The sequence below is a fragment of the Kitasatospora sp. A2-31 genome, from assembly GCF_022288725.1.
Taxonomy (GTDB): Bacteria; Actinomycetota; Actinomycetes; order Streptomycetales; family Streptomycetaceae; genus Kitasatospora.
Genome location: NZ_JAKNTA010000004.1, coordinates 70,434 through 83,057, shown reverse-complemented (window position 1 = coordinate 83,057; position 12,624 = coordinate 70,434). Strand labels below are relative to the sequence as shown.

The 12,624-nt window shown below is 74.2% G+C and carries 14 protein-coding genes and 1 riboswitch; of the genes, 3 read left to right on the top strand and 11 right to left on the bottom strand.

The window, feature by feature from the left end:
• Positions 1-19: 19 nt before the first annotated feature.
• From MCM47_RS12745 to MCM47_RS12730, 4 genes are all read right to left on the bottom strand, one after another.
• The gene (locus MCM47_RS12745; protein WP_238861655.1) at positions 20-856 is read right to left on the bottom strand and encodes a thioesterase family protein; all 837 of its coding nucleotides are present in this window, start codon (positions 854-856) and stop codon (positions 20-22) included.
• A gap of 156 nt (positions 857-1,012) precedes the next feature.
• Positions 1,013-1,450 carry a transcription antitermination factor NusB gene (gene nusB / locus MCM47_RS12740; protein ID WP_238861654.1) on the bottom strand — a complete coding sequence of 146 codons (438 nt, stop codon included), beginning with the start codon at positions 1,448-1,450 and terminating at the stop codon, positions 1,013-1,015.
• 4 nt (positions 1,451-1,454) lie between these two features.
• Positions 1,455-2,018 (bottom strand): elongation factor P, encoded by a 564-nt coding sequence (gene efp / locus MCM47_RS12735; RefSeq protein WP_238861652.1) that lies wholly within the window; start codon positions 2,016-2,018, stop codon positions 1,455-1,457.
• Between the two features lie 84 nt (positions 2,019-2,102).
• A complete protein-coding gene (locus MCM47_RS12730; protein WP_238861650.1) occupies positions 2,103-3,209 on the bottom strand; it encodes a Xaa-Pro peptidase family protein in 1,107 nt (368 codons plus the stop codon).
• Between the two features lie 244 nt (positions 3,210-3,453).
• On the opposite strand from MCM47_RS12730, the gene rpmG reads away from it, so the two are divergent.
• Positions 3,454-3,618: a 50S ribosomal protein L33 gene (gene rpmG / locus MCM47_RS12725; RefSeq protein ID WP_238861648.1), complete on the top strand. Its 165-nt coding sequence runs from the start codon at positions 3,454-3,456 to the stop codon at positions 3,616-3,618.
• Positions 3,619-3,684: 66 nt separating this feature from the next.
• Here rpmG and MCM47_RS12720 read toward each other — a convergent pair whose 3' ends face one another.
• Positions 3,685-4,848: a HoxN/HupN/NixA family nickel/cobalt transporter gene (locus MCM47_RS12720; protein WP_238861646.1), complete on the bottom strand. Its 1,164-nt coding sequence runs from the start codon at positions 4,846-4,848 to the stop codon at positions 3,685-3,687.
• 32 nt (positions 4,849-4,880) lie between these two features.
• Positions 4,881-5,075, bottom strand: a riboswitch (cobalamin riboswitch).
• Positions 5,076-5,157: 82 nt separating this feature from the next.
• On the opposite strand from MCM47_RS12720, the gene MCM47_RS12715 reads away from it, so the two are divergent.
• Together MCM47_RS12715 and MCM47_RS12710 are read left to right on the top strand one after the other, a co-directional pair.
• Entirely contained in the window at positions 5,158-5,541 is a 384-nt protein-coding gene (locus tag MCM47_RS12715; protein ID WP_238861644.1) for a metalloregulator ArsR/SmtB family transcription factor, read from the top strand.
• 51 nt (positions 5,542-5,592) lie between these two features.
• The gene (locus MCM47_RS12710) at positions 5,593-7,290 is read left to right on the top strand and encodes a hypothetical protein (RefSeq protein WP_238861642.1); all 1,698 of its coding nucleotides are present in this window, start codon (positions 5,593-5,595) and stop codon (positions 7,288-7,290) included.
• A gap of 25 nt (positions 7,291-7,315) precedes the next feature.
• On the opposite strand, the gene MCM47_RS12705 is transcribed toward MCM47_RS12710, so the two are convergent.
• The 6 genes from MCM47_RS12705 to aroC all read right to left on the bottom strand — a co-directional run bounded on the left by MCM47_RS12705 (position 7,316) and on the right by aroC (position 12,542).
• Positions 7,316-8,125 carry a DNA-formamidopyrimidine glycosylase family protein gene (locus MCM47_RS12705; protein WP_238861640.1) on the bottom strand — a complete coding sequence of 270 codons (810 nt, stop codon included), beginning with the start codon at positions 8,123-8,125 and terminating at the stop codon, positions 7,316-7,318.
• A gap of 114 nt (positions 8,126-8,239) precedes the next feature.
• Positions 8,240-9,232, bottom strand: a complete 993-nt coding sequence (locus MCM47_RS12700) for an AAA family ATPase (protein WP_238862127.1) — start codon at positions 9,230-9,232, stop codon at positions 8,240-8,242.
• Between the two features lie 89 nt (positions 9,233-9,321).
• Positions 9,322-9,750 carry a type II 3-dehydroquinate dehydratase gene (aroQ, locus tag MCM47_RS12695; protein WP_224284021.1) on the bottom strand — a complete coding sequence of 143 codons (429 nt, stop codon included), beginning with the start codon at positions 9,748-9,750 and terminating at the stop codon, positions 9,322-9,324.
• An 8-nt stretch (positions 9,751-9,758) separates the two neighbouring features.
• Positions 9,759-10,847, bottom strand: a complete 1,089-nt coding sequence (aroB, locus tag MCM47_RS12690; RefSeq protein WP_238861638.1) for a 3-dehydroquinate synthase — start codon at positions 10,845-10,847, stop codon at positions 9,759-9,761.
• Positions 10,840-11,361, bottom strand: a complete 522-nt coding sequence (locus MCM47_RS12685; RefSeq protein WP_238861636.1) for a shikimate kinase — start codon at positions 11,359-11,361, stop codon at positions 10,840-10,842. The genes aroB and MCM47_RS12685 overlap by 8 nt, the downstream gene beginning before the upstream one ends.
• Positions 11,358-12,542: a chorismate synthase gene (gene aroC, locus MCM47_RS12680; RefSeq protein WP_238861634.1), complete on the bottom strand. Its 1,185-nt coding sequence runs from the start codon at positions 12,540-12,542 to the stop codon at positions 11,358-11,360. The genes MCM47_RS12685 and aroC overlap by 4 nt, the downstream gene beginning before the upstream one ends.
• Positions 12,543-12,624: the final 82 nt, after the last annotated feature.

Below are 12,624 nucleotides of genomic sequence, written 5' to 3'. Positions count from 1 at the left end.
GCGTCGCCGGCGGGCGCCGTCACGCCGGGCGCGGCACCCGGGCCAGCTGGCGGGACTGCGCGACGAGCCGGCCGGCCTCGTCCCAGACCTCGGCGTCCTCCTCGAAGTAGCCGCCCGCCACGTTGCGGGTGGCGTGGGTGACCCGCAGCCAGCCGGGCACCGGCCGGGCCCGCAGGTGGACGGTCAGCTCGATGGTGGGCGCCCAGCCGGGCATGCCGAGGTCGAAGGTGACCGGCGGCAGGGCGTCGGCGACGAGCAGGAGCAGCAGCGGGTCGGGCTCGCGGCCGTCGGCGAGCCGGAACCAGCCCTGGATCCGGCCGTTGCCGGAGGGCTGTCCGAGCGCCCAGCCGACGGTGGCCGGGTCGAGCCGCAGGTCGAACCGCTCCAGCAGGGCGGCCTGCGCGATCAGCTCCCTGGGGGCGTGCTCGACGCCGATGCACTGGTCCGGCGGGGGCAGCTGCGGGGGCTGCGCGGTGGTGCGGACCTCCCCGTCGGCGGCGGCGAGGTCGCCGTGGCTCGCCACGACCCGCAGCCGCTCGACGCCGTCCTGGCAGAGCGAGGCGGTGCCGGTGGTGAGCGAGCGGCCGGCCCTGAGCACCTCCGTGCGGACGGTGGCCGGGCCGGGCGTGGAGGCCGAGAGGTAGTAGCCGCTGATCGAGACCGGGTCGGCGTGGCCGCCGGTCAGGCCGTGCTCCAGCGAGAGCGCGTGGCCGGCCATCGCGAGCAGCAGCCCGCCGTTGACGCCGCCGCCGATCTGCCAGCCGGCGCCGAGCTCGCCGTCGTAGCGGCCGGGCTCGTCGGGGTGGCGGGTCAGGGCGATGCCCTGGTCGAACTCGCTGCGGATCGCCGTGGTCATGGGGGGTGGCCTGCCCTTCGCTGCGGGGTCGCCGGCGGGCGGAGCCGCCGGCGCGCCGGGTTACTGGCGAGTAGGGACCACCATAATCCACCCGGGTGAACGCGCGACGGCCGCCGGACCCCTGACGGGACCCGGCGGCCGTGGCCGGTGGAGCGGTTACCGGCGGATGCTCGGCTTCAGCTCCAGGAAGCGGGCGAGCAGGCCGTTCACGAAGGCCGGCGAATCGTCCGTGGAGAACTCCTTGGCGATCTCGACGGCCTCGTCCAGGACGACCGCGTCCGGGACGCCGTCCTCCCAGATCAGCTCGTACGCACCGAGCCGCAGGACGTTGCGGTCCACGATCGGCATCCGGTCGAGCGTCCAGCCCACCGCGTACTGCGAGATCAGGTCGTCGATCCGGCGGGCGTGCTCGACGTAGCCCTCGACGAGCTCCATCGTGTACTCGCCCACCTGCGGCGTGCCCTCGTCCGGCTTGGGGTCCCGCGCGCGGGCCACCCAGTCGGCGAGCACCGTCAGCGGGTCGACGTTGCGGTGGTCGGCCTCGAAGAGGATCTGGAAGGCCCGGGTGCGGGCCTTGCTGCGTGCGGCCGACACTGACTTACTTCACCCGGCCGAGGTAGCTGCCGTCGCGGGTGTCGACCTTGACCTTCTCACCGGTGGTGATGAAGAGCGGCACCTGGATCTCCGCACCGGTCTCCAGGGTGGCCGGCTTGGTGCCACCGGTCGAGCGGTCGCCCTGGACGCCCGGCTCGGTCTCGGCGATGACCAGCTCGACGGCGGCCGGGAGCTCGATGTACAGGACCGAGCCCTCGTTGGTGGCGACCAGGGCCTCGAAGCCCTCCAGGAGGTACTTGGCCGCGTCGCCGACGACGGCCGGCTCGATGGTCAGCTGGTCGTAGGTGTCCATGTCCATGAACACGAAGTTCTCGCCGTCCTTGTACGAGAACTGCATGCCGCGCTTGTCGACGTTGGCGGTCTCGACCTTGGTGCCCGCGTTGAAGGTCTTGTCGACGACCTTGCCGGTCAGGACCTCCTTGAGCTTGGTACGCACGAAGGCCGGGCCCTTGCCGGGCTTCACGTGCTGGAACTCGACCACGGACCAGAGCTTGCCGCCCTCCAGCTTGAGGACCATGCCGTTCTTGAGATCGTTCGTGGAAGCCACGGGCGCACTTACTCCTGGATATAGCTGTCAAGGAACCAAGGGGTGCGTCCTGCCGCCTGCGGCAGCCTCCCGGGCGGCCGCGGGTCACAGGGCGAGGAGCTCCTTGGTGGTGATGGTGAGCAGCTCGGGCCCACCCTCTTCGAGGGGGCGGACGACGAGCGTGTCCTCGATCCGGACACCGCCCCTGCCCGGGAGATGGACCCCAGGGCCGACGGTGACCGGTACGCGGCTGTCCAGTTTACCCATGTCCGAGGGACCGAGGCGCGGCGCCTCCCGGATCTCCAGCCCGATGCCGTGGCCGACGGGGTGCGGCGAGCTCTCGGTGTGCCCGGCGGCCTGCAGGATCTCCCGTGCGGCCTGGTCGGGTACGTACTGCTCGACGCCCGGCCCGAGCGCCTCCCGCCCGGCCCGCTGGGCGCGGAACACCAGCCGGTGCAGCTCCACCTGCCAGGGCGCGGGGGCGGCCCCGATCACGAAGGTCCGGGCGGTGGAGACGCCGTACCCGCGGTACTGCGCACCCAGCACCACGGTCAGGAAGTCCCCCTCCTCCACCCGCCGGTCCGTGGGCTGGTGGGCCTGCTGCCCGGAGTGGCTGCCGGTGCCGACCGACACCGGGAAGGCCGCCCGGTCCGCGCCGTGGTCGATCATCCGGCGCTCCAGCTCCATCGCCAGGTGCCGCTCGGTGCGGCCGACCAGGATCGACTCCAGCAGCTCCCCGAGCGCCTGGTCGGCGATCTCGGCCGCGATCCGCAGGTCGGCGATCTCGTGCTCGTCCTTCACCACCCGCAGCCGCTCGACCGCCTGGGCGAGGTCGGCCAGCCGGACCCCCTCGGCCAGGCCGGCCACCGCGCGGTGCCGGCTGACGGTGAGGTCGTGCTCCTCCACCGCGAGGTCCGCCACCCGCAGCTTCACCGCCGCGGCGGCGGCCGCCAGGGCGGTGTCCGCCCCGGCCGCCACCGGCACCCGGGTCACGTCCTCCACGATCAGGTGCTCACCGGTGTCGTCCGGCGGCAGGTCGTCCGGCAGCGCCAGCAGCGCCCGCTCCCGGGTGAGCAGCAGCGTCGCGCCGCACGGCGGGCACCCGGTCAGGTACCGCACGTTCGCCGCGCGGGTGATCAGCGCCGCGTCGGCCCCGGTCGCACTGCAGTGCTCCCTCAGCCGCTCCCGCCGGCCCGCGTACGCATCAGACATGGGTCGAGCCTACGGAGGCGCACCCCGATCCGCCCGCCGAGCGCCCCCACCCGGGGCCCGGCGCGCGCACTCGCCCGCCGGGGCCCGTCCCCTGCGCTCCGCGGGGAATGGCCGGGGCGGAGCGCGCGTTGTGACGGGAACGCGTGAAAACGACTTCCATTTCGGTGTGCGGCCGCCGGCTGCCACCGGAACGGCCACCCCGGAGCGGCGACCCGCCGAGCCGGCCGACCCGAGGAGGACCACCATGGCCCGCAGCGAACTGCGCCCGATCATCAAGCTCAGGTCCACGGCCGGGACCGGCTACACCTACGTGGCCCGCAAGAGCCGCCGCAACGACCCGGACCGCCTGGTGCTGCGCAAGTACGACCCGGTCGTGCGCCGGCACGTCGACTTCCGCGAGGAGGGGTGACCCGCTGAGCGCGGCGGAGCCTCCCCGGGTCCCGGGGAGGCTCCGCCGTGCCCGGGCGCCCGCCGTCTACCGCGCCGCCTCCGGGGCGGTGGGCGCGTCCTCGTCCTCGCCGGCGGCCGGCTTCACCGGCTGCGGGCTCCACTTCCGCTCGACCCCGGCGATCCGCCAGTACCCGATCGCCGCCGCCCAGACCAGCACGAACAGCCCGACGATCGCGTAGCCGACGTTGTCCAGCGAGATGTCCGCGATCCAGCCGCTCACCGGATCGGTCAGGTCCAGCTTCTCGTGCAGCACCCCGACCAGCTCGATGGTGCCGATGATGAAGGCGACCGCGATCGACAGGCCCGTGATGGTCAGGTTGTAGTACACCTTGCGCACCGGGTTGGAGAACGCCCACTGGTACGCGAAGTTCATGAACGTCCCGTCCAGCGTGTCGAACAGGCTCATCCCCGCCGCGAAGAGCAGCGGCAGGCAGGCGATCGCGTACCAGGGCAGCCCGGAGGCCGCACCCGAGCCGGCCATCACCATCAGGGTCACCTCGGTCGCGGTGTCGAAGCCGAGGCCGAGCACCATGCCCACCGGGAACATCTGGCCCGGCCGGGTGATCGAGCGGGTCGCCCGGTTCAGGACGCGGGCCAGGAAGCCGCGCGCGTTGAGGTGCTCCTCCAGCTCCGCCTCGTCGAAGCGCCCGGCCCGCATCGAGCGGAACACCCGGAGGATGCCGAACAGCGCGGCCAGGTTGAGCGCGCCGATCAGGTAGAGGAAGAAGCCGGAAGCGGAGGTGCCGACCATGCCCAGCCACTGGTGGGTGGTGGACTCGTCGTCCATCAGCGTGTCGGCCAGCTGCGCGCCGCCCGCCACCAGGGCGGCCATCAGGACCACCATCGAGGAGTGTCCGAGGGCGAACCAGAAGCCGACCGAGACCGGCCGCTTGCCGTCCGCCATCAGCTTGCGGGTGGTGTTGTCGATGACCGCGATGTGGTCGGCGTCGAAGGCGTGCCGCATGCCGAGGGTGTAGGCGGTGATGCCCAGGCCCACCCCGAAAACCTGGGTTCCGACCTCGTACTTCTCGGGGGCGACCAGGAAGATGAGCGTTCCGAACGCCACCACGTGCATGGCCAGGATCACCCCCATCAGCCCGGCCGTGCGGACGGTGTCCTCGCGGCGCCACCGGAAGGTCGGCAGGACGGGCGGCGCCGCCGGAGCAGCGGCGGTTTCGGGCAGGGTCATCCTGGGATCACGCTCCAGCACCTCGTGGAATGACGTTCGTGAGATGCCGTGGCCGGTCTCCTGGCTGACGGGGCGTCCGTGCCCGCCTTCCCAAGCGCGCGAGGCGCCCAGTGGCGTCATGGGTACGGACGATTCCCCCCGATCACAGTGGCGAGGGCCGCTCCGGACTCCGGACCCCTGAGGGTCCGTCACCGGTCTTCCCGAACACCACGACGGGCAACACCGTAGGGGGCCCGTGCACACCCTTGCAAGGCTGCGCACCTGCGCAGGTGTCAAGGATCACAGGGCCGGGGCTGCAAGAATGTCCGTATGCATCTCGTACCGGCCGACCGCGCGGGCCACCGCACCATCGACGGACACCGGGTCTGCGAGGCCATCGCCGCGATCGGCGACACCGGGCACGTCCGGTCCTGGGCCGAGCGGTTCTCGCTGCTCGCCGACCCCGGGCGGCTCGCCCTGCTGCTCGCCCTCCACCGCGCCGGCCCGCTCGCCGTCACCGACCTCGCGGTCGCGACCGGCATGCGCGACCCCGCCGTCTCCCAGGCACTGCGCCTGCTGAGGACGGCCGGCGTGGTCACCGGCGACAAGGACGGACGAGTCGTGCGCTACCGGCTCGTGGACGACGCCATGCGCCCCCTCCTCAACACCTGCGCCGCCGCCCCCGACACCCCCACCGCCACCGCAGCCGGCTGAGAGTTCCTCGAACACCGTGCCGCTCGGGGCCCGGATAAGTACGATCTTCGTGTGCTGATCCGCCCCGGGCGCCGTCCCCGTCCGTGGCCCGCCGACGACCGCTGGGACACCTGGCCGGTCAGGGCACGCGTCCTGGCGGTCTCCCGCACCCTCACCTCCGCCACCCGCGTGCTGGAGGTGCTGAGCCTGCTGCGCGGTCAGCGCGGCATCAGGTGCTACCTCACCGTCAATCCCGGCTCGGCCTTCGCCGCCGGCCTCGACGACCACCTCCGCGGGATTCCCGGCGTCACCCTCCTGACCTGGCAGGAAGCCACCCGGTACCGATTCGACCTGGCGGTCGCCTGTGCCGTCCACTCCTCCATGCACCGGCTGCACGCCCCACTCGTCGTCCTGCCCCACGGTGCCGGGTACAACCGGCTGGTGCCGGAGTCCACCGGGGACACCGTCAGCACCGCAGGCCTGTCCCGCAACGAACTCACCCACCGGGGAAGGGTGTTCCCTGCCGTGGTCGGGCTCTCCCACCGGGAGCAGTTCCGCCGTCTGGAGCGCTCCTGCCCCGAGGCGCTACCCCGTGCCCGCGAGATCGGCGACCTCTCCTACGACCGGATGGTGGTGAGCCTCGGCTCCCGGGACGCCTACCGCGCCGCCCTCGGCGCGGTCGACGGCCGGCGCCTCGTCGTCGTCAGCTCCACCTGGAGCGCACACTCCCTGGCCGGCCGGGACCTCGACCTGCCGCTGCGGCTCGTCGGCCGGCTCCCGGCGGACGAGTACACCGTGGCCGTCGTCCTGCACCCCAACATCTGGGCCCGGCACGACCCCCGGGCCCTGTTCGACGCCGCCGCCCGGGCCGGCCTGCGTCTGATACCGCCCCACCAGGGCTGGCAGGCCGCGCTGGTCGCCGCGGACTGCCTGATCGGTGACCACGGTTCGGTCTCCTTCTACGGCGCCGCCCTGGGGCGCCCCATCCTGCTGGCCGCCACCGGAGCCACCGAACTCGACCCGCACTCCCCCACCCACGCCTTCGGCCGGGCGGCGCCCGCGCTCGACCCTGCCGGCGACCTGCTCGCCCAGGTCGAAGCCGCGATCGCCGACCACGACCCGGCGGCGCTGCGCGCCGTCACCGACCTCTCGCTGGGCCACCGCGGCCGGTCCGCCGCGGTGCTGCGCGACGTCCTCCGCTCCTACCTTCCGGAGATCGACGAGCCCGATGAGGAGCCCGGCCTGACGCCCCACCCCGTTCCGGTCCCCTCGGCCGCGCCGGCACCCACGGCCTACCGGGTGACCGGCCACGTCACCGGTACCGAGGTGCGGCTGCGCCGGTACCCCGTCGGCCCGGACCGCGGCCCGGCCCGCGGCTTCCTCTCGGTCAGCGCCGAGGAACCACGGCCGGCACTGCGGCGGAGCGCCGAGGTCCTCGCCCGGACCACCGTCCGCGCCGAACAGCCCGCCGAGCATTGGCTCGCCGCGACCCTCGCCGGCCTGCCGGGCCTCACCGTCGCCACGGCCGCGCTCGGCGAGGCCCGGCACCTGCTCCGGCTGCGCACCGGCCTGCTGCTGGAGGCCCGGGCGGAAGCCGCCTGGGGCACCCCCGCGCCGCGCCTCGACCCGCTCCTGCTCGGCGCCGCCGTCGCACTCCAGCTCGCCGGGGGCGGCGAGCCGGCCGGCCTCGGCGAGCAGGGCCTCACCCTCCGCACCGGCGGGCACCGCACCCGCGTCACCTTCCACCCCCGCCCGGAGCCCGATTCCTAGTGCCGAACGGGCCGCGCCGCGCCCCCTACGCCTGCTGGCAGCGGGGGCACCAGAAGAGGTTGCGGGATGCGTGTTCCTCGGTGCGGACGTCGGTGCCGCAGACCAGGCAGGGCATGGCGGCGCGGCGGTAGACGTAGACCTCGCCGCCGTGGTCGTCCACCCGCGGGGGGCGGCCCATCGCCTCGGGGGTGTGCTCGGGGCGGACGGTGTCGATCCTGCCCGCGCCGACGCCCTCGTGCATCAGGGCGACCAGGTCGGCCCAGATCGCGTCCCACTCGGCGCGGGTGAGGTCGCGGCCGGCGCGGTGCGGGTTGATGCCGTGGCGGAACAGCACCTCGGCCCGGTAGACGTTGCCGACGCCGGCCAGCACCTTCTGGTCCATCAGCAGCGCCGCGACCGTCGTCCGGCTGCCCGATATCCGCCGCCAGGCGGCGTCCGGGTCGGCGTCGGTGCGCAGCGGGTCCGGCCCGAGCCGGGCGGCGACGGCGGCCTTCTCGGCGCCGGTGATCAGCGCGCAGGTGTTGGGGCCGCGCAGGTCGGCGTAGGCGTCGTCGTTCGCCAGCCGCAGCCGGACCAGGCCGACCGGCTCGGGCGCGGCGCCCTCGCCGAAGGTGAGGCCGCCGTAGAGGCCGAGGTGGATGTGCACCCAGGCACCGTTCTCGAATCCGAGGAAGAGGTGCTTGCCGGTGGCCTCGGCCCCGGTCAGCACCTGGCCGTCGACCAGCGCGGCGCCGTCGGCGAACCGGCCCTGGGGGCTGGAGGCGCGGACCGGGCGGCCGCCGAAGGCCGTGCTGCTCTCGGCGGCGAGGCGGTGGATGATGTGGCCTTCCGGCACGGGCGTCAGCTCCCCCGGGTGGTCGATCGGAACGCGTCCATCATCGCAGCCGGCACCGACACCGCCCCGGCCCCGGGACGGCCCCGGCCCCGGGACGGCCCCGCGCGGGCGGCCTCAGCGGACCGGGATGCCCATCAGCCGGGCCAGGATCGCCCGGTCCAGCTCGGCCGCCGTGGCGGCGACGTCCAGGTGGGAGTTGTCGATGATCGGCAGCCCGGAGTTGTACCAGCCGGCCATCCGCCCGTGGATCCGGGCCACCTCCTCGTCGCCGAGCCGGCGGGTGCCGCTGCGCCGGGCGTTGCGGCTGAGCACCGAGTCCAGGCTGGGCAGCAGCACGACCGGGATCATGCCGGGCCCGATGTGGCGCTTCCAGCCGCCGAGGCCGATGGCCGGGCGGTCGGGGAAGACGGCGTCGTCGATGATGCAGGAGATGCCGTTGGCGAGGTAGTTGCGGCAGGCGAAGCCGCAGGTGCGGCGGGCCAGCCGGTACTGGGCCTCGGAGGCGCTGTTCCAGCCGGACTGCGGGTTGGCGAAGCCCGACTGCACCCATTCCCGGACGTCGTCCAGGCTGATGTGGGCGGTGGGCGTCTGGCGCCGCTCGGCCCAGTACCGGGCGACCGTGGTCTTGCCCGCCCCGGCCGGGCCGATCAGCAGCACGGCCAGCGGTCCGGTCGGCGCGTGCGGCTGCGGCGGGTGGGCGGGGAGCTGCACGGGCGCGCCGGAGGGCAGCAGGAAGTGCCCGGTGCCGCCGGCCGGCACGGGTGCCGGGGCGGGTGCCGCGGCGGCGTGCGAGGGCCCGGTAGCGGAAGCCGGTGCGGGCACGGGCGCGGGCCGGGGCCCGGCCGGGTGGCCGCCGTACGGGGGCTGCCCGGACCGGGCCTGGACGACCTGGGGCTGGGCGGCCTGGGGCTGGGCGGTCTGGGCCTGGACGCCCTGGGGCTGCCCGGACTGGGGGGCCTGGAGCACGACCGGTCCGGTCTGCGGCACCCCGGCCGCCGACGGGGCCGCCGGCGCCGGCGGGGGCGCGGCGGTCGCGCCGCCCGGATACGGCGGGGCCGGCGGAGCGACGGGACGAGGGGGGACCTGTCCACCCCCGGTGTACTGCACCACGGTCACCTCCCGACTTCTTTCAGCGGGGACACTACACGGCGGCCCGGCGGCGGGCACAGTCCGCCGCCGGGCCGTCCGAGCAGGCGTCAGCGGGTGGTGAGCTGCTCGGCGAGGGCGCGCAGGGCCAGTTCGTACGAACCGAGCCCGAATCCGGCGATCGTGCCGGAGGCCACCGCGGCGATCACCGAGGTGTGCCGGAAGGTCTCCCGGGCGTACGGGTTGGAGATGTGCACCTCGATCAGCGGGGCGGTCCGCTGGGCGGCGGCGTCCCGCATCGCGTACGAGTAGTGGGTGAAGGCGCCCGGGTTGATCACCACGGGCACCCGGCCGTCGGCCGCCTCGTGCAGCCACTCCACCATCTGCTGCTCGGAGTTGGTCTCGTGCACCTCGACCTCGAAGCCGAACTCCTTGCCCAGCGCCGTGCAACGCTCGACCAGCCCGGCGTACGAGGTCGCGCCGTAGACGTCCGGCTCGCGGCTGCCGAGCCGGCCGAGGTTGGGGCCGTTGAGCACCATCACCCGGGTCACGCGGAGACCTCCGCGTAGGCGGCGACCAGCAGCGACGGGTCCGGGCCCTCCAGCACGGAGGTCTTGCCGAGGCCGTCCAGCACGATGAAGCGGATCAGGTCGCCGCGCGACTTCTTGTCGATCTTCATGGCGTCCATCAGCTTCGGCCAGGCGTCCGCGCGGTAGGTCAGCGGCAGGCCGACCGAGGCCAGCACGCTGCGGTGCCGGTCGGCCGTCTCGTCGTCCAGCCGGCCGGCCAGCCGGCCCAGCTCGGCGGCGAAGACCATGCCGATCGAGATCGCGGCACCGTGCCGCCACTTGTACCGCTCGTTGCGCTCGATGGCGTGGCCGAGGGTGTGGCCGTAGTTGAGGATCTCGCGCTGTCCGGCTTCCTTGAGGTCCCCGGAGACCACGTCGGCCTTGACCTGGACGGCCCGCCGGATCAGCTCCACGGTGTGCGGGCCGGCCGGGGTCCTGGCGCCCTCCGGGTCGGCCTCGATCAGGTCGAGGATGACCGGGTCGGCGATGAAACCGCACTTGATCACCTCGGCGAGGCCGGAGACGTAGTCGTGCCTGGGCACGGTCTCCAGGGTGCCGAGGTCGGCCAGCACGCCCACCGGCGGGTGGAAGGCGCCGACCATGTTCTTGCCCTCGGCGATGTTGATGCCGGTCTTGCCGCCGACGGCCGCGTCGACCATGCCGAGCAGCGTCGTGGGCATCGAGATCCAGCGGACCCCGCGCAGCCAGGTCGCGGCGACGAAGCCGGCCAGGTCGGTGGTGGCGCCGCCGCCGATGCCGACGATCACGTCGCTGCGGGTGAAGCCGGTCTGGCCGAGCACCGACCAGCAGTACGCGGCGACCTCGGCGCTCTTCGCGTCCTCGGCGTTGGGCACCTGGAGGGCGATCGCCTCGTAGCCCTCGCCGAGCAGGTCCTCGCGGACGGCGTCGGCGGTGGCGGCCAGCGCCTCCGGGTGGATCAGGGCGACCCGCTTGGCCCGGGTGCCGATCATCGGCGCCAGCTCGCCGAGCAGCTGGTGCCCGATCAGCACGTCGTACGGGTCGTGGCCGGCGCTGCCGCCGACGTGAATCCTGACGATGTCAGTCATGGGGGGTCTTCAGCTCCAGTGCTTCCAGTACGGCGTCCGCCACCTGCTCGGGGGTGCGGCCGGCGGTGTCGACGACGGCGGTGGCCACCTCCAGGTAGAGGGGGCGGCGGGCCTCCATCAGCTCGCGCCAGCGGGCCCGGGGGTTGACGGCCAGCAGCGGGCGCGGCGCGTCCAGGCCGACCCGCTTGACGGCGTCGGCGAGCGGGACCTCCAGGAAGACCACCGGCAGCTCGCGCAGCAGCTCCCGGGTGGCCTCGGCCATCACCGCGCCGCCACCGAGCGCGAGCACCCCGGCGTGGCCCGCGGCGGCGGCGCGGACGGCCCGCATCTCCAGCTCGCGGAAGTGCGGCTCGCCCTCGTCCACGAAGATGTCGGGGATGGGCTTGCCGGCCGTCCGCTCGACGTCCGCGTCGGTGTCCCGGAAGCCGACGCCCAGGCGGTCGGCCAGCGCCCGCCCGACCGTGGACTTGCCACTGCCGGGCGGGCCGACCAGGACGACCAGGGGTGCGGTCATCGGACGATCAGGTTGTCCAGGTAGCCCTGGACGTTGCGGCGGGTCTCGGAGACGTGGTCGCCGCCGAACTTCTCGCTCACCGCGTCGGCCAGCACCAGGGCCACCATCGCCTCCGCGACGATGCCCGCGGCCGGCACGGCGCAGACGTCGGAGCGCTGGTGGTGGGCCTTGGCGGGCTCGCCGGTGCGCACGTCCAGGGTCTGCAGGGCGCGCGGGACGGTCGCGATCGGCTTCATCGCGGCGCGCACGCGCAGCAGCTCGCCGGTGGACAGGCCGCCCTCGGTGCCGCCGGAGCGGCCGGAGGTGCGCTTGACGCCCTCGGGGGTCGGGACGATCTCGTCGTGGGCCTTGGAGCCGGGGACCCGGGCCAGCTCGAAGCCGTCGCCGACCTCGACGCCCTTGATCGCCTGGATGCCCATCAGCGCCGCGGCGAGGCGGGCGTCCAGCCGGCGGTCCCAGTGGACGTGCGAGCCGAGGCCCACCGGCACGTTGTAGGCGAGCACCTCGACGACGCCGCCGAGGGTGTCGCCGTCCTTGTGCGCCTGGTCGATCTCGGCGACCATCGCCTTCGAGGCGTCGGCGTCCAGGCACCGCACGGGGTCCTCGTCCAGCCGGGCCTCGTCGGACGGCAGCGGGAGCACGCCGGCCGGGGCCTTGGCCGCCGCCAGCTCGACCACGTGGCTGACGATCTCGATGCCGCAGGTCTCCTTGAGGTACGCGCGGGCGACGGCGCCGAGCGCCACCCGGGCGGCCGTCTCGCGGGCGCTGGCGCGCTCCAGGATCGGGCGGGCCTCGTCGATGGAGTACTTCTGCATGCCGGCCAGGTCGGCGTGGCCGGGGCGCGGACGGGTCAGCGCCTCGTTGCGGGCCAGGCCGGCCAGCACCTCGGGGTCGACCGGGTCGGCCGACATGACCTGCTCCCACTTCGGCCACTCGGTGTTGCCGACCATGATCGCCACCGGGCTGCCCATGGTCTCACCGTGCCGGACACCGCCGAGGAAGGTGACCTCGTCCTGCTCGAACTTCATCCGCGCGCCGCGACCGTAGCCGAGCCGACGGCGCGCCAGGGCGTCCGCCACCGCGGCGGTGGTGACCGGGACACCGGCCGGCAGGCCCTCCAGCGTCGCGACGAGTGCGGGGCCGTGCGACTCCCCCGCCGTCAGCCAGCGCAACGTACCCAACGGAGCTCCTTCATCAGCGGACCGGCGCGGCCGGAGCCGCGACCCGCCCGGGCGTGCCATGTCGTCCCCCGAATCCTTTCAT